The organism is Paraburkholderia sp. RL17-347-BIC-D (assembly GCF_046027915.1).
Taxonomy (GTDB): domain Bacteria; phylum Pseudomonadota; class Gammaproteobacteria; order Burkholderiales; family Burkholderiaceae; genus Paraburkholderia.
Genome location: NZ_JARESS010000011.1, coordinates 212,138 through 232,757, shown reverse-complemented (window position 1 = coordinate 232,757; position 20,620 = coordinate 212,138). Strand labels below are relative to the sequence as shown.

The 20,620-nt window shown below is 64.1% G+C and carries 21 protein-coding genes and 1 riboswitch; of the genes, 11 read left to right on the top strand and 10 right to left on the bottom strand.

All coding sequences use genetic code 11. The annotated features are described in order from the left end of the window. The first annotated feature begins 73 nt into the window (after positions 1-73). From P0D96_RS17750 to P0D96_RS17735, 4 genes are all read left to right on the top strand, one after another. Positions 74-988 (top strand): ABC transporter permease, encoded by a 915-nt coding sequence (locus P0D96_RS17750; protein WP_408314563.1) that lies wholly within the window; start codon positions 74-76, stop codon positions 986-988. A 2-nt stretch (positions 989-990) separates the two neighbouring features. After that, entirely contained in the window at positions 991-1,896 is a 906-nt protein-coding gene (locus P0D96_RS17745; RefSeq protein WP_408285814.1) for an ABC transporter permease, read from the top strand. 142 nt (positions 1,897-2,038) lie between these two features. After that, positions 2,039-3,316 carry an acyl-CoA dehydrogenase family protein gene (locus P0D96_RS17740; protein WP_408285813.1) on the top strand — a complete coding sequence of 426 codons (1,278 nt, stop codon included), beginning with the start codon at positions 2,039-2,041 and terminating at the stop codon, positions 3,314-3,316. 105 nt (positions 3,317-3,421) lie between these two features. After that, the gene (locus P0D96_RS17735; RefSeq protein ID WP_132377235.1) at positions 3,422-3,940 is read left to right on the top strand and encodes an SLATT domain-containing protein; all 519 of its coding nucleotides are present in this window, start codon (positions 3,422-3,424) and stop codon (positions 3,938-3,940) included. Between the two features lie 9 nt (positions 3,941-3,949). Here P0D96_RS17735 and P0D96_RS17730 read toward each other — a convergent pair whose 3' ends face one another. Next, a complete protein-coding gene (locus P0D96_RS17730; RefSeq protein WP_408314561.1) occupies positions 3,950-4,678 on the bottom strand; it encodes a class I SAM-dependent methyltransferase in 729 nt (242 codons plus the stop codon). Between the two features lie 11 nt (positions 4,679-4,689). Next, on the bottom strand, positions 4,690-5,394 hold the full coding sequence (locus P0D96_RS17725; protein WP_132377236.1) for a YceH family protein: 705 nt from the start codon (positions 5,392-5,394) through the stop codon (positions 4,690-4,692). A 370-nt stretch (positions 5,395-5,764) separates the two neighbouring features. Between P0D96_RS17725 and P0D96_RS17720 the strand changes: the two genes are divergently transcribed. After that, positions 5,765-6,337: a helix-turn-helix domain-containing protein gene (locus P0D96_RS17720; protein WP_408314559.1), complete on the top strand. Its 573-nt coding sequence runs from the start codon at positions 5,765-5,767 to the stop codon at positions 6,335-6,337. Between the two features lie 8 nt (positions 6,338-6,345). Beyond that, positions 6,346-6,873, top strand: coding sequence for a GNAT family N-acetyltransferase (locus tag P0D96_RS17715; protein ID WP_408314558.1), 528 nt, complete (start codon positions 6,346-6,348; stop codon positions 6,871-6,873). 26 nt (positions 6,874-6,899) lie between these two features. Here the strand turns inward: P0D96_RS17715 and P0D96_RS17710 are convergent, their stop codons facing one another. Beyond that, the gene (locus P0D96_RS17710; protein WP_408255127.1) at positions 6,900-7,295 is read right to left on the bottom strand and encodes a PaaI family thioesterase; all 396 of its coding nucleotides are present in this window, start codon (positions 7,293-7,295) and stop codon (positions 6,900-6,902) included. Positions 7,296-7,578: 283 nt separating this feature from the next. Here P0D96_RS17710 and P0D96_RS17705 point away from each other — a divergent pair, with 283 nt between their 5' ends. Continuing rightward, positions 7,579-8,823, top strand: coding sequence for an MFS transporter (locus P0D96_RS17705; RefSeq protein WP_408314557.1), 1,245 nt, complete (start codon positions 7,579-7,581; stop codon positions 8,821-8,823). A 15-nt stretch (positions 8,824-8,838) separates the two neighbouring features. On the opposite strand, the gene P0D96_RS17700 is transcribed toward P0D96_RS17705, so the two are convergent. Continuing rightward, positions 8,839-9,471 carry a LysE family translocator gene (locus tag P0D96_RS17700; protein WP_408314556.1) on the bottom strand — a complete coding sequence of 211 codons (633 nt, stop codon included), beginning with the start codon at positions 9,469-9,471 and terminating at the stop codon, positions 8,839-8,841. Between the two features lie 210 nt (positions 9,472-9,681). After that, a riboswitch (glycine riboswitch) is annotated at positions 9,682-9,775 on the top strand. A 184-nt stretch (positions 9,776-9,959) separates the two neighbouring features. Here P0D96_RS17700 and P0D96_RS17695 point away from each other — a divergent pair. Both P0D96_RS17695 and P0D96_RS17690 read left to right on the top strand, forming a co-directional pair. Continuing rightward, positions 9,960-11,171: a D-amino acid dehydrogenase gene (locus tag P0D96_RS17695; protein WP_408314554.1), complete on the top strand. Its 1,212-nt coding sequence runs from the start codon at positions 9,960-9,962 to the stop codon at positions 11,169-11,171. A gap of 123 nt (positions 11,172-11,294) precedes the next feature. Further along, a complete protein-coding gene (locus P0D96_RS17690; protein WP_408314552.1) occupies positions 11,295-11,555 on the top strand; it encodes a BON domain-containing protein in 261 nt (86 codons plus the stop codon). Between the two features lie 3 nt (positions 11,556-11,558). Here the strand turns inward: P0D96_RS17690 and P0D96_RS17685 are convergent, their stop codons facing one another. Both P0D96_RS17685 and P0D96_RS17680 read right to left on the bottom strand, forming a co-directional pair. Next, a complete protein-coding gene (locus tag P0D96_RS17685; RefSeq protein ID WP_408314592.1) occupies positions 11,559-12,719 on the bottom strand; it encodes an acetate/propionate family kinase in 1,161 nt (386 codons plus the stop codon). Between the two features lie 13 nt (positions 12,720-12,732). Further along, positions 12,733-15,126, bottom strand: a complete 2,394-nt coding sequence (locus P0D96_RS17680; RefSeq protein WP_408314550.1) for a phosphoketolase family protein — start codon at positions 15,124-15,126, stop codon at positions 12,733-12,735. Between the two features lie 397 nt (positions 15,127-15,523). On the opposite strand from P0D96_RS17680, the gene P0D96_RS17675 reads away from it, so the two are divergent. Together P0D96_RS17675 and P0D96_RS17670 are read left to right on the top strand one after the other, a co-directional pair. Further along, complete coding sequence (locus P0D96_RS17675) at positions 15,524-15,649, top strand: hypothetical protein (protein ID WP_408180155.1); 126 nt, start codon at positions 15,524-15,526, stop codon at positions 15,647-15,649. A 124-nt stretch (positions 15,650-15,773) separates the two neighbouring features. Next, positions 15,774-16,310, top strand: coding sequence for an ankyrin repeat domain-containing protein (locus P0D96_RS17670; RefSeq protein WP_408180156.1), 537 nt, complete (start codon positions 15,774-15,776; stop codon positions 16,308-16,310). 82 nt (positions 16,311-16,392) lie between these two features. On the opposite strand, the gene P0D96_RS17665 is transcribed toward P0D96_RS17670, so the two are convergent. The 4 genes from P0D96_RS17665 to P0D96_RS17650 all read right to left on the bottom strand — a co-directional run bounded on the left by P0D96_RS17665 (position 16,393) and on the right by P0D96_RS17650 (position 20,526). Beyond that, entirely contained in the window at positions 16,393-17,085 is a 693-nt protein-coding gene (locus P0D96_RS17665; protein WP_132377245.1) for an HAD family hydrolase, read from the bottom strand. 15 nt (positions 17,086-17,100) lie between these two features. Beyond that, positions 17,101-18,138 (bottom strand): phosphogluconate dehydrogenase (NAD(+)-dependent, decarboxylating), encoded by a 1,038-nt coding sequence (gene gnd / locus P0D96_RS17660; protein ID WP_408180157.1) that lies wholly within the window; start codon positions 18,136-18,138, stop codon positions 17,101-17,103. Positions 18,139-18,511: 373 nt separating this feature from the next. Beyond that, positions 18,512-19,840 carry a sugar efflux transporter gene (locus tag P0D96_RS17655; RefSeq protein ID WP_408314549.1) on the bottom strand — a complete coding sequence of 443 codons (1,329 nt, stop codon included), beginning with the start codon at positions 19,838-19,840 and terminating at the stop codon, positions 18,512-18,514. A 173-nt stretch (positions 19,841-20,013) separates the two neighbouring features. After that, positions 20,014-20,526, bottom strand: a complete 513-nt coding sequence (locus tag P0D96_RS17650) for a hypothetical protein (protein WP_408180159.1) — start codon at positions 20,524-20,526, stop codon at positions 20,014-20,016. Positions 20,527-20,620 lie beyond the last annotated feature (94 nt).

Below are 20,620 nucleotides of genomic sequence, written 5' to 3'. Positions count from 1 at the left end.
CAGCCGGCACGCGACACGCCGGCTGTCACCACCTGTCCGAATCAACGCATAGTCATTCCTTAGAAACATGCCCATGGCAACGATCGACCTTCCCTCCCACGCGCAGGACGAGCCCGTCAAACACCGCCGAGCGCCGGCGTGGTTACAGGCGACGCCGCTCTCGCTGACCTTCCTGCTGTTTTTCATCGTGCCGCTGGTCATCACGCTGATCGTCAGTTTCTGGGACTTCAACGAATACCAGATCATTCCTGCATTTACGTTGAAGAACTACGCGGCGATCTTCAACGGCTGTTCGTCGCTGACGGATGTCTGCGTCACCTTCAAGACGTACTGGTCGACGCTCAAGTTCTGCGCGATCGTGTGGGCGGTGACCTTGCTGCTGGGGTTTTCGATCGCCTACTTCCTCGCCTTCCATGTGCGCACCACGAGCATGCAGACCGTGCTGTTCCTCGTCTGCACGATTCCGTTCTGGACTTCGAACGTGATCCGCATGATTTCGTGGATGCCGCTGCTCGGGCGCAACGGTCTCGTGAATCAGGCCCTGCTCGGCACGCACGTGATCGATCAGCCGCTGGAATGGCTGCTGTACTCGAACTTTTCGGTGGTGCTCGCTTTCGTTCACCTCTACACGTTCTTCATGATCGTGCCGGTCTTCAACGCGATGATGCGTATCGACCGCTCGCTCCTCGAAGCCGCGCGCGATGCCGGTGCGAGCGGCTGGCAAGTGGTGCGCGACGTGGTCCTGCCGCTGTCGAAAACCGGCATCGTGATCGGTTCGATCTTCGTCATCACGATCGTGATGGGCGATTTCCTGACCGTCGGCGTGATGGGCGGCCAGCAGATCGCGTCGGTGGGCAAGATCATTCAGGTGCAAACCGGCTACCTGCAATTTCCCGCAGCAGCCGCCAACGCGATCATGCTGCTCGCCGTGGTGCTGATGATCGTGTGGGGTTTGACGCGGGTCGTCGACATTCGCAAGGAGCTGTGAAGATGCAGGCCATTCGCGTCAAACATCGGGAGCGCCGTCCGGCGAGTTTCTATTGGCTCGCGCTGCTGTTCGGCCTATTCGTGCTGTTTCTCTACGGACCGGTGATCACCATTTTCATTCTGTCGTTTCAGGGCCCCGAGGGCGGCCTCACGTTTCCGATGCGAGGTGTGTCGCTGCACTGGTTCGCGATGCTGCGCGACGGTGTGGGCGATGTCGACATCTGGGGCGCGTTCGGGCGCTCCGTGCGGCTCGCGTTGGCGGTCACGGTGCTGACGGTGCTGTTTTCCGTCGCGGCGGGCCTCGCGTTTCGCCGAAAATTTCGCGGCGATACAGCGGTGTTTTATGTCTCCGTGGCCAGTCTGATCATGCCGTCCATTATCGTTTCGCTCGGCATCGGCCTGACGTTCCGTCTGCTGGATAACGGCGTGAAGTACTTCGCCTCCGCGTGGGGCTATCAGTCTTTCGCTGACAGTTACACCACTTCGATGGGCCTCTTCACGTCCGCACTCGGCGCACATCTGACATGGACGCTGCCGTTCGGTTTGCTGGTCATGTTCGCGGTGTTCAACCGCTTCAATCCGGCTTACGAAGAAGCGTCGCGCGATCTGGGCGCAACGCCGTGGCAGAGTTTCCGGCACGTGGTGCTGCCTATCATCGGTCCGTCGGTAGTGGGCGTCGCCATGTTCGGCTTCACGCTCTCATGGGACGAGATTGCCCGCACTTCCCAGGCGATCGGCGATCAGAACACTTTGCCGCTGGAGTTGCAGGGCCTCACCACGTCGGTGACCACGCCGGTGATCTACGCGCTGGGCACCATGACGACGGTGTTGTCGTTGACCGTGATGGGCGTGTGTCTGCTTGCCGTGCGATTGCTGGCGCGCAGGCGCGCAGTGGCAGGATTGAAATAAGCCGCGCGCCTTGCCGTGGCAAGCGCCTGGACCATTTCACTCCTGCTGCTAAGAATCGGCCAAATACTTGGTTGCTAGCACCCTGCCGCGTCCCTTACCGTTCTCTGATTGCGCCTCACGCGCACCCCGTTTCGGAGAACCCATGTCCGCAGTTCAATCAACGAATCCCGATCACAGCATCGCCGACGCCGCGCAACTTTTCGGCGACGACCCGCTGACCCGTCGCTTCGCGCCGGTTTTCGCGCGTATCGCCGAGGGCGCGGTCGAACGCGAGCAGCATCGCGAACTCGCTTATGCGCCCGTCGAGTGGCTGCGCGAAGCGGGCTACACCAAACTGCGCGTGCCGAGGCAATACGGCGGTGAAGGCATCTCGCTCGCGCAGTTCTTCGCGCTGGTGACGCGCCTGGGCGAGGCGGATTCGAATCTGCCGCAAATCCTGCGCGTGCATGGTGGCTTTATCGAGTCGCTGCTGGAACAAGACGACGAATCGCTGCGCGACCGCTGGCTCACGCGGATAGCGCAAGGTCAGATCGTCGGTGGCGCGGTGTCCGAGCGCTCCAGCGTCACCAACAACAGCGTGCGTCTCACGCAAACCAACGGCGCATGGCATCTGGACGGCGAGAAGTACTACACCACAGGCACGCTCTACGCGGACTGGGTGGACGTCACCGCGCACGACGGCCAGAGCGACGTGCGCGTGCTCGTCAAAGCCGACGCGCCGGGCCTCGAACGCATCGACGATTGGGATGGTTTCGGGCAACGGCTCACGGGCAGCGGCACGGCGCGCTTCACGCATGTGCCGGTTTCGCACGACAACCTCTACCGTCGCTATAACGCCTCCGAGCCGCGTCGCAACAGCCTGCTCACGGCTTACTACCAGGCGCTGCATGTCGCGAATCTCGCGGGGATCAGCCGCGCGGCGTTGCGCGATGCGGTCGCGTTCACACAAGCCAGGACCCGCACGTTCGGTGTGCCGGGCGAATCGAGTCCGCGTGACAATCCGCTCGTGCATCGCGTGGTCGGTCGCCTCGCGAGCCTGGCTTACTCGACGCAGAGCATCAGCGCGTCGCTTGCGCGCGCCATCGACGATGTCTCGGTCGCCCGGCATGAAGGCCGCACCAGCGAACAGACGTACATCAACCTGGACATCCAGACCTTCCAGGCGCAACAGATCGCCATCGAGCAGACGCTGCAAGCCGCGACGCTGCTGTTCGAAGTGGGCGGGGCGTCGGCGACCAGCGAGACGCGCCGCTTCGATCGCTACTGGCGCAATGCTCGCGTGCTGGCGTCGCACAATCCCGCGATCATTCGCGAGGCCGCGATCGGTGATTTTTACCTGAACGGCAAGGCGCATAGCGAGCGCTTCGGTGTGGCGCGGCAAGCGGCATCGGCGACGGAACTGGCAGCGGCACCGGCATAAAGACCACTATCGCGCGACCGGAACGCGGGTCGCCGGCTTCATGTGGCACAGTATCGTCAGACGCATGCGCTAAGCTTGCGCAACCGAACAGCCCTGACGAGCAACATGAAGAATCTGCCTGCCTACGAGCCGCCGGTCGACGAGAACCAGCTTCTGCTGAAATGGATCCGGCGCGCGCGCGAATCCCAGATGAGCCATTACGACATGGCCGACCTGCTGTCGGCGCGCGACCGCCAGGTCGGCTGGCTGGTGACCGCCCTCACCGCTTTCGTCGGCACGGCGGTGTTCGCATCGCTGAATTTGTCCGCAGTTTCGCCGGGACTCAGGATTTTCATCGGCTTCGTGAGCGTGACGGCCGCGGTCTCGGCCGCGCTGCAAACGTTCCTGCGCTACGCGGAGCGCGCCGAAAAGCATCGTGCGGCCGGCGCGCGCTATGGCGCGGTGCGCCGCAGGCTCGAAGCGATTTTCGCGGGCGATGCCGATGCGCGCGACGGCCACTACCTCACCGCGATCCGCGACGAGCTCGACCGGCTCGCCGAAGATTCGCCTAACGTGCCTCCGCGCGTTTTCTATCGCACGCAGCGAACGCTGTCAGCGGATCGGCAGCGCAACCGCGACAACTAATGCGTGAATTCAACGCGTGGCGGACACCAGCATTATCATCGGGCGTTCGCGTTCTTCCGCGAGTTCGGGGCGCGCGGCGAGGTCCGCCTCCGTTGGTCCCCACTCGTCGACATGGGCAATCGTGAAGCCCGCGCCGATCAGATGATTGAGCAGCGTGCCGATGGTGCGGTGCTGCTTGACGACGCCCTCGGCCAGCCAGTTGCTGACGCGCGGGCCTTCCAGTTGATAACTGTCGATCGGCCACTGTTTGCGGCCATTCGCGTCGATTGACCAGCCGGGCTGCTGTGGCGCCATGAAGATCGGATGCTCAATCGAGAACACCAGCCGCCCGCCCGGCACCAGCGCGCGATGCACGTGGTCGAGCAAGCCGCGCAGATTTTCGATGTAGTGAAACGCGAGCGAGCTATACGCGAGATCGAAGGCTGCCGGCGACAAGTCGAGCTGTTCGAGATCGGCGCGCGCATACGTGAGAGCCGCATCGCTCGAACCCGCGCGGGCGCGTTCGAGCATCTTCTCCGATACGTCGACGCCGAGCACCGAGGCTGCGCCCGCCTCACGCGCCCAGCGGCAGAACCAGCCATAGCCGCAGCCGAGATCGACCACCCGCAAGCCGTGCATGGGCGGCAGCAGCGCGCGCAAAGCCGGCCATTCGGGCGCGCCGGCGAGCCTCTGTTGCGAGCGGCCCAATTGGCTGTAGTTCTCGAAAAAGGCCGGATCGTCGTAAATGTTTTGCGTCATGGTTGACGGCTTTATTCGCCTGCGGTGAGGTCGCTGGCGTCGATCCCCAACTCCGCTGCCATGCGGCGGACTACGGCCTGCAGCCGGCTGACTTCATCCGCGAGACGCTTCTGTTCGGCCTTGACCGCTTCGAATGCGGACAGCGGCACCGAATCGTCTTCCTCACCCGGCTGCGCCAACTCGCTTGCGCTCACTTCACCGCACAGCAGATGCGTCCAGCGGTTTTCGCGCTCGCCCGGCACGCGGGCAAGTTTCACGACGCGTGGCGGGTCGTTGGCCGCGAGTTCGTCGAGAAATGCCTCGACCGACGAGATATCCGCGAAGCCATGCAGACGCGCGCTGTTCAGGCGCAATTCGGCCGCGGTTTGCGGACCGCGCAGCAGCAAGGTGGTGAGCAACGCCGCCGACTGGCTCGGCAGCCCCAACACGCGATTCATGTTGTGTTCGAAACGCGGCACGCGGCTGCTGCTGCCTTCCATCACGAGGCTGAGCCGTTTCAATCCGTCGACGGCGGTCAGCACCTCGGCTTCCGTGGCGTTCATCACCGGCGTGCGGCCGGTTTTCTGGTTGCAGCCTAAAGTCAGCGCGTTGAGCGAGAGCGGATAGCTGTCCGGCACCGTGTGCTGCTTTTCGACGAGCACGCCGAGCACGCGTCCTTCAAGCAAGGTCAACGCGCGGATCGAAGGACGGGAAAAAGCGTCGGGAGTGGAGTTCATAGATGATGTCGCGGCATGAGCCGCCGGGTCTCGTAAATGATGTGCTTTACCGCTGCACAGCCGGGCGGCGCTTTCTGGTTTGTGGGCACTATGATAAACGGCCCAGGCCGCGCAGGTGTATGAATCTCCGCTACGGAAAGGCGCGCGTGAAGCTCCGGTGGCATGAGTCGAGCGGGCGTTATCTGTGGATGCTCTCGAGCGTGTCGCCACACCCGCTGCAAGCGTGAAAGGCGCGTTGATCGAGCGCGTTCGCTCGTCCCTTTACGACACGTCGGCGCTGCGCATGAACCGGCACGCGTAAGCGGAGCCGCCGGGCCCGTGCATTTTTTCGTTGTTGACGATTTTCCATATTAGAGATAATTTCCCTAATATGGAAAACACACTCTCCGACGACAACGCCATCGACCGCCGCATCGCGCAGCGGCTACGTGCGCTGCGCGCCGAACGCAACTGGTCGCTCGACGAGCTCGCCAAACTCAGCGGCGTCAGCCGCGCGACGCTGTCACGCCTCGAAAACGCCGCCGTGAGCCCGACGGCGAGCGTGCTCGGCAAGCTCTGCGTCGCGTACGGCCTGCCGATGTCGCGCCTCATGCATATGGTCGAAGAAGACTTTGCGCCGCTCGTGCCGCGCGACGCCCAGCCGCTCTGGACCGACGCCAGCATCGGCTTCCGGCGGCGCTCCGTGTCGCCGCCCGCGCAGGCGCTGAGCGGCGAAGCGCTGGAATGCGAACTCGACGCGGGCGTGCGCATCACCTACGACGCGTCGCCGCGGCCCGGTCTCGAACATCATCTGATCCTGCTCGAAGGGCAGTTGCAGATCACCGTCGACGGCCAGAGCCACGATCTGCAACCGGGCGACTGCCTGCGCTATCAACTGTTCGGGCCCAGCGCTTTCGTGACGCCCGCGCATAGCGCGGCCCGCTACATTCTCTTCATCGTGTGAGCCAGAGCATGAGCAAGACCACCATCACCCAATTCACCGCCGACGACCTCGTGCGCCATCTTCCCGAACTCGGCGCACTGCTGCGCGCCTGTGTGCATGACGGCGCCAGCGTCGGCTTCGTCATGCCGTGTGCCGTCGACGAGAGTGAAGCGTTCTGGAACGGCAAAGTGCTGTCTTCGCTGCGTGCCGGCGGGCTGGTGCTGTTGGTCGCGCGTCAAGGGGAGACGATCGCGGGCACCGTGCAACTCGACTACGACACGATGCCGAATCAGCGGCATCGCGCCGAGGTGCGCAAGCTGCTGGTCCATCCCGCGTTCCGCCGTCAGGGCATCGCGAGGGCGCTGATGACCGAACTCGAACGCCATGCGCATGGGTTGCAGCGCAGCCTGCTCACGCTCGACACCCGCACCGGCGACCACGCCGAGCCGCTTTATACCGGCCTGGGTTATCGGACGGCCGGCGTGATCCCGGGCTATGCGCGCGGCACGCATAGCCACGAGTACGATGCGACCACCATCATGTACAAGGCGCTATGACGAGCGTGCAGACTGGTCGCTACGGCTCAAGTCGTCCGTGAATACTTGAACGTGCCCTGCGCGCTGGCAATCAGCAGCTTGCCGTCCACCCAGGCCTCGCCGCGCGAGAAGAAAATCGAACGGCCCGCGCGCTCCAGAAAACCCTTCGCGGTGACCGATTCGCCGAGTCCCTTGTCGAGGTAATTGGTGGTCAGCGACAGCGTGAAAGCATGCCGTGCCGGCTCGCCGCTTGCCGCAAAGAGTCCGGCGTAGCCCGCCGCCGCATCGAGCAGCGTCGCGATCGCGCCGCCTTGCAGCACGCCCTGCCGATTGAGCTTGCTCGCATCGATCGGCATCAGCAGTTCGGCGTAGCCATCGCGCCATTGCGTGAGACGAACGCCGAGCGATTCGAGAAACGGATTGTCGATGGGAAAGTCGGACATGGGCGTACCTTTGTGTTCGAGATAAGAAATGCGGGGGCGCGCGTGGTGCGCGGCCAATGATGAACAGTCAGCATACCAGGATTCACGACCGGCAATTGTCCGAGACGGCACCAGACTGCGCCGGCTAACTGTTTTCGGCTTGCGCTCGCTGCATCGCTCGATGACCCATTGATCGGCCGCGCCCCTGCCCGCTTCACCGGCCCGATTGCCCGCTCTCAGGCACAATCGGTTTTTCGCCGCGCCCGCGGCCCGACGTCATTCGCCCGCCTCCCATCCTGCCTCGATGAGTTCAGCCACTTCCACCGACGGCGCGCCGCACTGGCAGCGCAATCTCTATGTCTGCCTGTTCGGCTCGTTCACGACCATCGTCGCGATGACGTTGCTGCTGCCCTTCCTGCCGCTCTATGTGCAACAGCTCGGCGTCCATTCGGCCGCGGCCGCCGTGCAGTGGTCCGGCGTCGCGTTCGGTGCGACGTTCCTCGCCGCCGCGCTGGTGTCGCCGCTGTGGGGACGCATGGCCGACCGCTACGGACGCAAGCTGATCCTGATTCGCGCGAGCCTCGGCATGGCCATCGTGATGTCCTTGCTCGGGCTCGCGCAAAATGTCTGGCAACTGGTGGGGCTGCGGTTTCTGGCGGGTCTCGTCGGCGGCTATGCATCGGGTGCGACCGTGATGATCGCCACGCAGACGCCGCGCTCACGCACCGGATGGGCGCTCGGCACGCTGGCTTCGGGCGTGATGGCGGGCAGTCTCGTCGGCCCGCTGGTGGGCGGCGCGCTGCCGCCGCTGATCGGTATCCGCAACACGTTTTTCATTGCCGGCGCGATGATCTTCTGCGCGTTCATCGCGACCACGCTGCTCGTCAAGGAGCAACCGGTCGAGCGCAAGGGCGGCAAGGCGCACGCAGCGGACGCGGCGACCGGCTGGGCCAGCGTGCCCGACCTGCGGCCGGTGCTGGCAATGCTGTTCACCTCCGGCTTGCTGATGTTCGCCAACATGTCGATCGAGCCGATCATCACCGTGTACGTCGCCCAACTGGTGCACGACGCAAGGCACGTCACGCTGGTGTCCGGCTTCGTGATGTCGGCGTCGGCGTTGGGCAGCGTGCTGGCGGCTTCGCGTGTGGGGCGTCTGGCCGACCGCATCGGCGCGCCCAGGGTGATCGTGGTGTGTCTCGCCGTGTGCGCGGCCTTGCTGGTGCCGCAGGCGTTCGTCACGAGCGGCTGGCAACTGGTGGCGCTGCGCTTTCTGATGGGCTTGGCGCTGGCCGGCCTGCTGCCGTCGATCACGAGCGTGATCCGCCACAACGTGCCCGACCGCTCGGCCGGCTACATTCTCGGTTATGCGACTTCGGCGAATTACGCGGGCCAGGTGGCGGGTCCGCTCGCGGGCGGCTTTGCCGGCGCGCATTTCGGCATGCAGGCGGTGTTCCTCATCACCAGCGCGTTGATGCTCTGCGGGGCGCTGTTCAACGGCTGGGTGTTCAGAGGCTCGGGTGCCGCGTCTGGCTCATCGGGCAACGGATAGCGCGTCTGAAGCGAATCAACGACGCGAATCGAACGCGATGCGTACCGCGAGTCCGGCGAGCACGGTGCCCATCAGCCAGCGCTGCACCAGCAGCCACACCGGACGGCCGGCGAGAAACACGGCGATCGAACCCGCCATGCTTGCGATCAGCGCATTCACCGTCACGCTGATGACGATCTGCACGCAGCCAAGCGCAATGGACTGCGCAAGCACGCTGCCGTGCCCCGGCGAAATGAATTGCGGCAGCAGCGACAGATACATCACCGCGATCTTCGGGTTCGCGAGGTTGGTGACGAGGCCCATGGTGAACAGCTTGCGGCGGCTGTCGTGCGGCAGATCGCGGACCTGGAACGGCGAACGGCCGCCCGGCTTGACCGCCTGCCACGCCAGATACGGCAGATAGAGCGCGCCGCCGAAGCGCAACGCGTCGTACGCGTACGGCACCGTCAACAGCAGCGCCGTGATGCCGAACGCGGCGCAGAACATGTAGAACACGTAGCCGAGCGCGACACCGCCGAGCGAAACGAGGCCCGCGCGCCGCCCCTGGCAGAGCGATCGCGAGATCAGATAGATCATGTTCGGCCCCGGCGTGAGCACCATGCCGAGCGAGACCAGACCGAAGGCGAGCAGCGTTGGGAAAGCGGGCACGTCATTCTCCTCTGCAAATGAAGGTTGGGCGGTGCCGCCAAATATAGCCGATGCCGGCCATTCCGGCGCGACATACGGGCCCGAAAATTCGTAGCGACGCATGTCCCGCCTTCATCTCCACTCAAGCAGTTTCAGACCGCCGCTTGCGCAGTGCATAGCAGGAAAGACTTGCGGTGAAATTTTTTGAACGGTATTGTCGAGCCGTTCTGCAATGCAAGCGCGGGAGAGATCGTCAGACGTTCGTGACGACGCCGACGGAGCAACCGCCCCGGAAACTCTCAGGCAAAAGGACCGCGCAGCAGGAACATCTGGAGAGCGGCGCACTGGACTACCCTGTGCGCCCACCGAAGGGGATTCCCCGCACACGGCTCGCATCGGGCCCGGCTGCCGCGGGGAAGAAACTCTCAGGTACATGGACAGATGGGGCATCGACGCCGGTTTCGACACGAAATCGACACCGGTGATGCTCAACTACTCTGGACCATGTCATGTCACGAATCGCCATTATCGGCGCCGGCATTACCGGCGTCACGACCGCTCACGCCCTCGCTCAGCGCGGCCACCACGTCACCGTCTTCGAGCGCCATCGCTATGCGGCGATGGAGACCTCGTTCGCCAACGGCGGCCAGTTGTCCGCCAGCAATGCCGAAGTCTGGAACAGCGCGGCCACCGTCATGAAAGGCCTGCGCTGGATGCTCACGCGCGACGCCCCCTTGCTGCTCAACCCCGCGCCCACCTGGCACAAGTACTCGTGGATGGGCGAATTCCTGCGCGAGATTCCGCACTACCGGACGAACACGGTTGAAACCGTGCGGCTCGCGATTGCCGCGCGCGAACATCTGTTTTCGATCGCCGAGACCGAAGGCATCGACTTCGATCTGGAGCGGCGCGGCATTCTGCACATCTACAAGACCCGCAAGGAATTCGACGCCGCGAGCAAGGTGAACGAACTGCTGCGCGAAGGCGGGCTCGACCGCAATCCGGTGACGGCGAGCGAGCTGCATGGCATCGAGCCCACGCTGCACGGCGATTTTTACGGCGGCTTTTTCACACCATCCGATTCGACCGGCGATATTCACAAGTTCACGCGCGGCCTCGCTCAGGCGTGCGTGCGGCACGGCGTCGAGTTTCATTACGATGCGCAGATCACGTCGATCGAGCAGCCGGCGGAGGGCCGCTTTACGCTGACGGTCGATCTCGAAGGCGAGTCGCAGCGGTTCGCGTTCGAGCGGATCGTCGTGTGCGCGGGCGTGAAGAGCCGCGATTTCGCCTCGATGCTGGGCGATCACGTGAACATCTACCCTGTCAAAGGCTATTCGATCACCGTCTGTCTCGAAGACGAACTCAGCCAGCAGCACGCGCCGTGGGTGAGCCTGCTCGACGACAGCGCGAAGATCGTCACGAGCCGGCTCGGCGTGGATCGTTTTCGCGTGGCCGGCACGGCGGAGATCAACGGCTTCAACCGCGATATCCGTTCGGACCGCATCGCGCGGCTGGTGGACTGGACGCGGCGTTATTTCCCCGAGGTGTCGACCTCGCGCGTGATTCCGTGGGCGGGCTTGCGGCCGATGCTGCCGAGCATGTTGCCCAAGGTGGGCCGCGGCAAACGGCGCGGCGTGTTCTACAACACCGGGCATGGACATCTGGGCTGGACCTTGTCGGCCGCGACGGCGCAGGTGTTGGCGGGCGCGATTCAGTAGCGCTTGCTGACGCAGGGTTTTGCAGGCGGCGGTAGCGCGATGTCACCACTGCCGCCGCCGAATGCAAAATTCGCCACTTCTGCTAGTGTTCTCCCCATACGCATCAGTGCCGCGGAGAACTCCATGCCCTACACCCGTGCAGCGAACCACAAGGCAGGCGGCGCACGCCTGAGCGACGCGCAGATCGCCGCGGAGGCGACCCGGCGTCTCGCCTGGGACGCCGCGGTCCCCGAACACGCCGTGAAAGTCCACGTCTCGCGCGGCCGCATCACGCTGCGCGGCGAACTGCAACGCGATCAGCAACGCACCGCGGCGCTCGAAGACGTGACACGCCTGTTCGGCGTAACGGGCGTGTCGGATCACACCGTCGTCAAGGCAAGGTGAAGGTCAGCCGGTCTGCGTTTGCCGCAGCAGCATGCGGCAATGCCGCGCGATCTGCTTTTCCTCTTCGGTGTGAATCGCCCTCACCTTGCCCGCCGGATCGCTTTCCGTTAGCCCCATGAAAGCCAGCCCGTCGCACACGCGCCTGCGAATCTCTCCGCTGTGCTCGCCGATGCCGCCGGTAAACACCAGCAAATCGATTCCGCCCAGCAACGCCGCATAGCCGCCGATCGTCTTGCGCACGGCGGTCGCGAACGCATCGAGCGCGAGTGACGCATTGGCATCGCCCGCTGCTGCGCGTTTTTCCAGAGCTTGCATATCGCTTTCGCCATCCGCGTAACCGGCGAGGCCGCTCTGGCGATTCAGCAGCGTCTCCAATGCGCCGGCGTCGAGCTTCTCCACGCGCATCAGATACAGCAGCACGCCTGGGTCGAGATCGCCGCTGCGTGTGCCCATCGGCACGCCGCCGGTCGGCGTCAAACCCATCGACGTATCGATCGATTGGCCGTCGCGCAACGCGCACACGCTCGAACCGTTGCCGAGATGCGCGAACACGGCGCGCGCCGGCAAGTCGGCGCCGAGCCGCGTCACCAGCGATTCGTACGAGAGACCGTGAAAGCCATAGCGCATCACACCGGCTTCCGCATAGCGGCGCGGCAACGCAAGGTGTGCCGCGCGCGGCGGCAGTGTCGCGTGAAACGCCGTGTCGAAACAGGCGAAATGCGGCGCGTCGTCGAAAATCTTCTCGGCCTCGTCGATCAACGCAAGCGCAGGCGGAATATGCAGCGGCGCGAAGTGCACGGCATCATGCAATTGACGGCGCACGTCGGCGGTAATGCGCTGATGCGCGCGCAGATGGGGTCCGCCATGCACCACCCGATGCCCCACTGCCGAAGGCCGCGCATGGTGCTGCTCCGTGAGCACATGGGCGAGCTTTTGCAACGCATCGATCTGCGATTCGAGTACGCGCTCCTGCTGCACCAGCACCTGGCCATCGGGCGCCTTGATCCGCAAACTGCCGTCGTCACGCCCGATGCCTTCCGCACTGCCTTCCAGCAACAGGGATTCGTCATCGCCCGCGTGCTTGAACAGCCCGAACTTCAGCGACGACGAACCGCTGTTCAACACCAGAATCGTTCGATCGTCAGCGCTGTTTTCAGTGTGCATGGTCATGCCTCGCTCAGCCTTTCCACGTCCAGTTGCGGATTTCTTCCTTATCGATGCCTTCGGAATGTGCATAAGCCAGATGTTCGATGATCTGGCCACGCAACCATTCCTTCGCATGGTCGCCGACACCGCGCAGCTTCGGCACGCGGTCGATCACGTCGATCGCCAGCGAAAAGCGGTCGACCTGGTTGATGATCGCCAGTTCGAGCGGCGTGTTGATGTTGCCCTTCTCGTGATAGCCGTGCACATGCAGGTTGTCGTGATTCGTGCGGTTATAGGTCAGCTTGTGAACCAGCGACGCATACGAGTGGAAGTTGAAAATCACCGGCTTGGTCGCGGTGAACAGCGAATCGAAATCGCGGTTGGACAAACCGTGCGGATGCGCATGCTCGGGCATCAGGCGGAACAGATCGACCACGTTGACAAAGCGGATCTTCAGGTCGGCGAACTGCTCCTTCAGAATCTGCACGGCGGCGAGCGCCTCCATGGTCGCGATGTCGCCCGCGCAGGCCATCACCACATCCGGCTCGACGCCCTGATCCGTCGACGCCCAGTCCCAGATGCCGATGCCCTTGGTGCAATGCGTGACCGCCGAGTCCATGTCGAGATACTGCAGGTGCGGCTGCTTGTCGGCGACGATCACGTTGACGTAGTCACGCGAACGCAGGCAATGATCGGCGACGCTCAACAGGCAGTTCGCGTCCGGCGGCAGATAAATACGCACCACGTCCGGGCTTTTATTCGTGACGACATCCAGAAAGCCGGGGTCCTGGTGCGTGAAGCCGTTGTGATCCTGACGCCACACGAGCGACGTGATCAGCAGATTGATCGACGGCACCGGCTGCCGCCAGCCGAGATCGCGCTTGGCCTTCTCCAGCCACTTGGCGTGCTGGTTGAACATCGAAACGATCACGTGGACGAAGGCTTCGTACGTGGCGAACAGACCGTGGCGGCCGGTCAGCACATAGCCTTCGAACCAGCCTTCGAGCGTGTGTTCGCTGAGCATTTCCATCACGCGGCCGTCCGCCGCGAGGTCGCCGCCGTCCGCGTCGCTCGGCTCGGTTTGCGCGAGCCAGGTTTTTTCCGACGCTTCATAGATCGCGGTCAGCTTGTTGCTCGCGGTTTCGTCGGGGCCGAACACGCGGAAGTTCGTCATGTTGTTGCGCATCACGTCGCGCAGGAACTTGCCGAGCACCTCGGTCGGCGACGTGTACGAGCCGCCCGGCTTTTTGACCGCCACCGCGTAATCGCGAAACGGCGGCATGTCGAGCGTCTTGCAGAGCAAGCCGCCGTTCGCATGCGGATTGGCGCTGATGCGGCGCGCGCCCACGGGCGCGAGTTCGCGCAGTTCTTTCACGAGGCGCCCTGCTTCGTCGAACAGCGTCTCAGGCTCGTAACTGCGCAGCCAGCTTTCCACCAGCTTCAGGCTTTTGCCGTTGGTCACCGGATCGAGCACGGGCACCTGATGCGCGCGCCACGAACCTTCCACCTTGTGTCCGTCGACTTCCTTCGGGCCAGTCCAGCCTTTGGGCGAACGCAGCACGATCATCGGCCAGCGCGGCCGCGACGCGTCGTTGCTTTCACGCGCACGCTGCTGGATCGCGCGGATTTCGCCGATGCACTGTTCGAGCGTCACGGCCATCTGCTGATGCATGACGGCGGGATCGTCGCCTTCGACGAAATACGGTTTGTGGCCGTAGCCGGTCAGCAAAGCTTCGAGCTCCTCGCGGGGAATGCGCGCGAGAATGGTCGGATTGGCGATCTTGTAGCCGTTCAGATGCAGCACCGGCAACACCGCGCCGTCGCGGATCGGATTGAGGAATTTGTTCGAGTGCCAGGAGGTGGCGAGCGGGCCGGTTTCCGCTTCGCCATCGCCGATCATCACGGCGACGATCAGATCGGGATTGTCGAACGCGGCGCCGTAGCCGTGCGAGAGGCTATAGCCGAGCTCGCCGCCTTCGTGAATCGAGCCGGGCGTCTCGGGTGTGCAATGCGAGCCGATGCCGCCGGGAAACGAAAACTGCCGGAAAAAACGCTGCATGCCGGCTTCGTCTTCGCTGCGGTCGGGGTAGATTTCCGAGTAGTGCCCTTCCAGATAGCAATGAGCCAGCGTGGCCGGCGCGCCATGACCGGGACCGGCCACGTAGATCATGTCCAGATCGAGCTTTTTGATGAGCCGGTTCAGATGCACGAGCAGGAAACTCTGCCCCGGGTCCGAACCCCAGTGGCCCAGCAGGCGGTTCTTGATGTGTTCGGGCTTCAGCGGTTCGCGCAGCAGCGGATTGTCGCGCAGATAGATCATGCCGGCCGACAGGTAGTTGCAGGCTCGCCAGTAGCGGTCCATGTTGCGCAACGTGTCGGCGTCTAATGTTTGCGGCGGCGTGGGATGAGAGGTTGCTTCAGCCATGGTGTCACTCCTTGGAAAGGACTGTCAGGCAGGTTGGCGGATGCGGCAACGGTGATTCGTGAGGCGGCCGGCGCGAAAGAAATCAGCGGTACCGGCCATGCTGTCATGCGGATGACACAACGAAAGCGTAAGGGCAAAGGCCCGTGGCAGCGGGCCTTTGCGCCCTTGTCTGGTGATCGTCAGTGTGACAGGAAGCGGGCCGCATGGTTCGACGCAATCGTCCAAAGCTTGATCCATCTGCGACTGCGCGACCGTGATGACATTCCGCCTCATGACGCATGCGTTAGACTTTAAGCGCGTATTAAGCGAATGCCTTTAAGCTGCTCATGCTTCATGCGCGACGGCGGACCGCATCTGGCGCGTACCACCTTGCTCGCCCCTTACCAAACATTCCATCATGCCGACACCCAGTCGCCTCAAAGCGCCGTTGATCCTTGTTCTGACATTGGTGTTCCTGTTCGCGGGTGTCGCCATTCTGATCGGCGTGTTCGGCTTGCTGGTCAAGCTGTTCGGCCACGCCTGAGTGCCGCTGCGCGGGCGTCGCCGGCGCAAAATGTGTATCCTGAGCAATCTTCCCGGCGCCTTCACGTGTGGTCTCCCGCCTTCCCGAGACCTGGGGCGCCCAGCCTGATTGCAAGGAGATTCCATTGACGGACCACGCTGATACTTCCCCGCCCTCCGGTCAACCGATCGACCCGGAGTTGCTCGAACTGGCGCACCAGGTTTTCGACCTCGCGCGGAGCGGCGATGCCGCCATGCTCGCGGCGGTGATCGAAAAAGGCGTGCCGCCGAATCTGCGCAACGACAAAGGTGACAGCCTCGTCATGCTCGCCAGCTACCACGGTCACGCGGACGCCGTGCGCACGCTGCTCGAACACGGCGCCGATCCCAATCTGCGTAACGACAACGGACAGACGCCGATTGCAGGCGCGGCGTTCAAGGGCTTCGACACCGTGATCGAAACCTTGCTCGCGCATGGTGCGGATGTCGAAGGGGCGTCGCCGGACGGACGCACCGCGTTGATGATTGCGGCGATGTTCAATCGCACGGCGATCATGGAATTGCTGATTGCGCATGGCGCGGACCCGAAGGCCCGCGATGCGAACGGCGTGACGGCACTGGATGCGGCGGGCCGCATGGGCGCCGGCGATGCGCAAGCGCGCCTGAAGGAACTCGGTTCATAAAGCGAAACGGTATTGGCAGGCGGCGCTGTTGCTCTCCATGTGAATGACACATTCATGGAGACGCGCCAGCGCCGCGAACCCTCTAGCGTTTCTCAGCCAACAACGACTCCACGTCGATCTCCGCCAACTCGCCGATCCGCTCCACCGTCACATCCGCCGGCGGATTGCTGGAGATCTCTTTCGGATCGAATGCATAGTGCCCCTGGCGGGGAAACACCGTCGTCAGTTTCGCGCCCCACGCCTTTTTCATGGCTGTGAGAATGCGCAGCTTGTCGTCGACCATGACATAGTGGCGCGCGGGATAGCACTCCATCACCTGATCGAGCATCAACTCTTTGTGGATGTAGATCAGCACGCGCCCTTCGACCTCGTCCCATAGCCCAGAGCGGGAGATCTTGCGCGGCTGGAACACCACGTCGCCGTCAGAGAGAATCACCGTGGGACCGCGCTCGCCCACATGCCGGAGCGCATCCAGCGCGCCCGGATACAGGCGGTTCGCAAACGGATAGTCGATCAGGAACGACGACATCAACAACAGCCGCGTGTCCCGCGGATGCTCCGAGCGATAGCGCTGCAGCGCGCCCAGGTAGTCGGCATAGCCGAGCTCGGTGCGCAGGTTCTCGAAGATTTCCCAGTACCGCGCGCTGTTCTCCGCGCCGAACTCGCGCATCATGTGCGCGCGCAGATCCGAGAGCACGTGGTCGTTGTCCAGCAAGGTGTTGTCGCAGTCGAACAGAAACACGACGTCGTGCGGCGTGGAGGTGGTGGCTTGCATCGCGGCTCCCTGGAATCAGCTTTTCGGCTTATCGGACGGCGTGGCCGATTTCTCGGCGTGGCCACCGAAATCCTTCCGCATGGCCGAGAGCACGCGGTTCGCGAAATCCGCCTCGCCGCGCGAACTGAAACGCGCGAACAGCGCCGCGCTCAGCACCGGCGTAGGCACGCCTTCGTCGATGGCGGCCGCCACGGTCCAGCGCCCCTCGCCTGAATCGGATACGCGTCCTGCGTAGTTTTTCAGCTCGACATCGCTAACGAGCGACCCGGCGATCAGATCGAGCAGCCATGAACTGATCACGCTGCCGCGCCGCCAGACTTCGGTGACGTCGGCGAGATTCAGATCGTACTGGTATAGCTCGGGTCGGCGCAGCGGCGAGGTTTCGGCGTCAGCCTCGCGCGCCTGCTTGCCGGCGTCGGCGTGATGCAGAATGTTCAGACCCTCGGCGTACGCGGCCATCATGCCGTACTCGATGCCGTTGTGGACCATCTTGACGAAGTGCCCCGCGCCCTGCGGCCCGCAATGCAGGAAGCCTTGATCCGCGGTGCTCGATCCGGCGACACGGCCCGGCGTGGCCGGCTCTGAGCCGGCACCCGGCGCGAGCGTCGCGAAAATCGGTTCGAGCCGCTTCACGACCTCAGGCTCGCCGCCGATCATCAGACAGTAGCCGCGCTCGCGGCCCGCCACGCCGCCGCTGGTGCCGACGTCCACATAGTGAAGTTTGCGCTCGGCCAGTTCGGCGCTGCGGCGGATGTCGTCGTGGTAATAGGAGTTGCCGCCGTCGATCACGATGTCGCCCGGCTCCAGCAACGGCACGAGTTTCTCCAGCGTCATGTCGACCACGGCGGCGGGCACCATCAGCCACACGGCGCGCGGCTTCTCGAGTTGCGCGACGAGGTCTTCCAGCGACGCCGCGCCCGCTACGCCGTCCTGTTTCAGCCTCTCCACCGCCGCCGGTTGCACGTCGAAGGCGATACAGTGCTGACCGCCGTTCGTCAGGCGCCGCACCATGTCGGCGCCCATGCGCCCCAATCCAATCATGCCTAGCTGCATATCTCGCTCCGGAAAGTGCCTCGTTGCGCTGCTGGATTTGCTTCGACGTTTTGCTTCGTTCTACCGCGGCTATGTTGCGTTTTCGCTGAGCGCTTCAGTGGCGGCGTCAGGAATCGCACCTGGCTACACTTACTGTAGTGGTCTTTCTTCGCGTGCGCCGGACACACGGTAGCAGCCCTGATTCGCTCTTGCAGCGAAGCGGGCATCGCCCATGCATCGAAAGACGATACGCCTTTTTGCAGAGGTTTTGCGCGGCGTAAAGTTCCTGGGCAGCGTGCGCTTGCGTCAGGGTTGCGCGGCATGGCGCCCGCGCAGGCTTCGATTCGGCTGACCGCTTTCTTGCAGTTCGTGTTTGCCCTTGAAGCCGGCGCGTCTAGCGCTGTCGCTGTCGTGCCTGGAGTTTGCCGTATTGCGAACGCGCAAAACGCTTCACGGCGTTCCACATCAATGGATAGCGGTAGCCCGGCACGGCGAACAGCACCAGCGCGCACAGCGCCAGCAGGCCGCAGAACAGAAACGTGCCGCGATAGCTGAACGCCTGCACCAGCAAGCCCGACAACACGCCCGAGAGAATCGAGCCGACGCGCGCCGCATTGAAGAACAGCGCGGTGGCGCGGCCCGGCGACTGCGGCATCAGATCCTGCACATAGGTCATGCCGAGGCACGAGGTCACGGCGACCACGAATGCATTGAGCATCTGCATCGGGATCAGCACGTGGACATTCCCCGCCAGCGACATGCCGACGAAATACACCGCGTGCACCGCGGCGCAGGCGGCCAGCCAGTTCGGCTTGTGCAGCGCCGACGACTTCGCGCCGAGCGCGAGCATCATCGGAATCTCCATCAAGGCGCCGAGGCCGAGCATGACCGACACGTCCAGATGCGTGCCGTTCAGCCCATGCACGATGTAGAGCGGCAGCACGATCATGGTCGCGTTCGCGGCGAGGCCGAGCAAGGTGAGCGCGGCGACCGCGCGGCCGATGTCGTTGGCCGAGGCGACGCCCGGCAAGTCCTCGTGCGCATCTTCGCCGGGCGCGGTCAGCGGCGGCACGGTGATCGAAGCCGACGGCTCCGACGCCGTGTCTTCCACCGTGTGATCGCCCAGATGGCCCTGCGGCTCCCGCATGCGCCATACGATCGTCGCGCAGGCGCCGAAACTGGCGGCGGCGAACAGGAAGAGCCCGTAAAAGCTGCTGGCGGCGAGCACCAGCGCGCCCACCGACGGCCCGAACACCCAAGCCGCCGACAGAATGGTCCGCAAGGTCGCGCTGGCGAACACGCGCTCCGCCGGGTCCGCTACCGGCAAGGCCGCGCGGCTGAACGAGAACACCATCGAAATGGCCGAGCCGCCCGCGCCGATGAAGATGATCCCGACCACCAGCAGCAGCCGGTAATCACGCACGACGCATAAGCACAGATAGCCGAGCGCCGCCGCGATCAGCGCGGCCAGCAGCAAGGGCCGGTGCCGCCCGCTCGCGTCGCTCCAGCGGCCCGCGAAGGTGCTGGCGAGCACCCCGCTCGCCGCGATCAGCGTCATGAAGACGCCGAGCCTGAACGGCGTCATGCCGGCGCGCTCGACGCCGAACAGGGAGAGATAGGGAGCGGTGAACGACATCGCCACACCGAGCATGAGCGTCGCGGCGGCGAGCGGCTTGAAGCCGGGAATGCGCAGCAGGTCGAAAAAACGTGAGGTTTTTAACACGAGGGGCGGTGGGTCAGGGAAAGCGAGCCTGCGACGCGCTATGCACGCCGCACACTTCGTGGCCGGAACGACCGGGGCATTATCGGCTTAGCTCGCGGGCGCGTAAACCCGCGCCACCGCATCCCAAAATTGCAGACCGCACCGTTGCCGCGCCACCGACGGCGTGGAGCACGCTACTTGCCGTCCGCCGCGCGCATCTGCTGCGCTTGCGCCTTGTAGTCGTAGGTCGGATAAAACTCGGTGCGATAGCCGCCCCACGCGGTCGTTTCGATCGCCCGGTTGACTTCGCGCAGGCGGCTCGCCGGCACGCGCAGCGTCACCACCTGGCCGATGCCCATCATCACGTACCACGACACCACTTCGATGCCGGGCGGCGGAAAGGTCTTGAAGAATCCTTGTGCGCGCAACTGGTCGTTGATCTTCGGCAGCGGCTTGGACTCGTCGTGCCGCAGGAAGATGGTGAGCAGAAAGGTGTCGTCGGGCGCGGATGCGGCGGCCGTTGCCGGTGCCGTGGCGCTCGAAGCGCCGGAGGCGCTTGGCATGCCCGCGCCCGGCGCGGCGCTCGGTTCGGCGCCATGCGCAAGCGGCGCGACGCCGAGCGACACGGCCAGCGCGGCGCCGGCCAGGCTGCGGCGCAGCAGGTTGAACAACACGGCGGAACGGCGTGGAGCAACTGCATTTGGCATGGGATGCCTCCATGACGCGTTGGGAATCGGTTCGGCGGCGCGCGCTTCGTTGTCTTTGTTTCGCTTCGGTGCGTGCACGTGCGGCGTGAGGCTA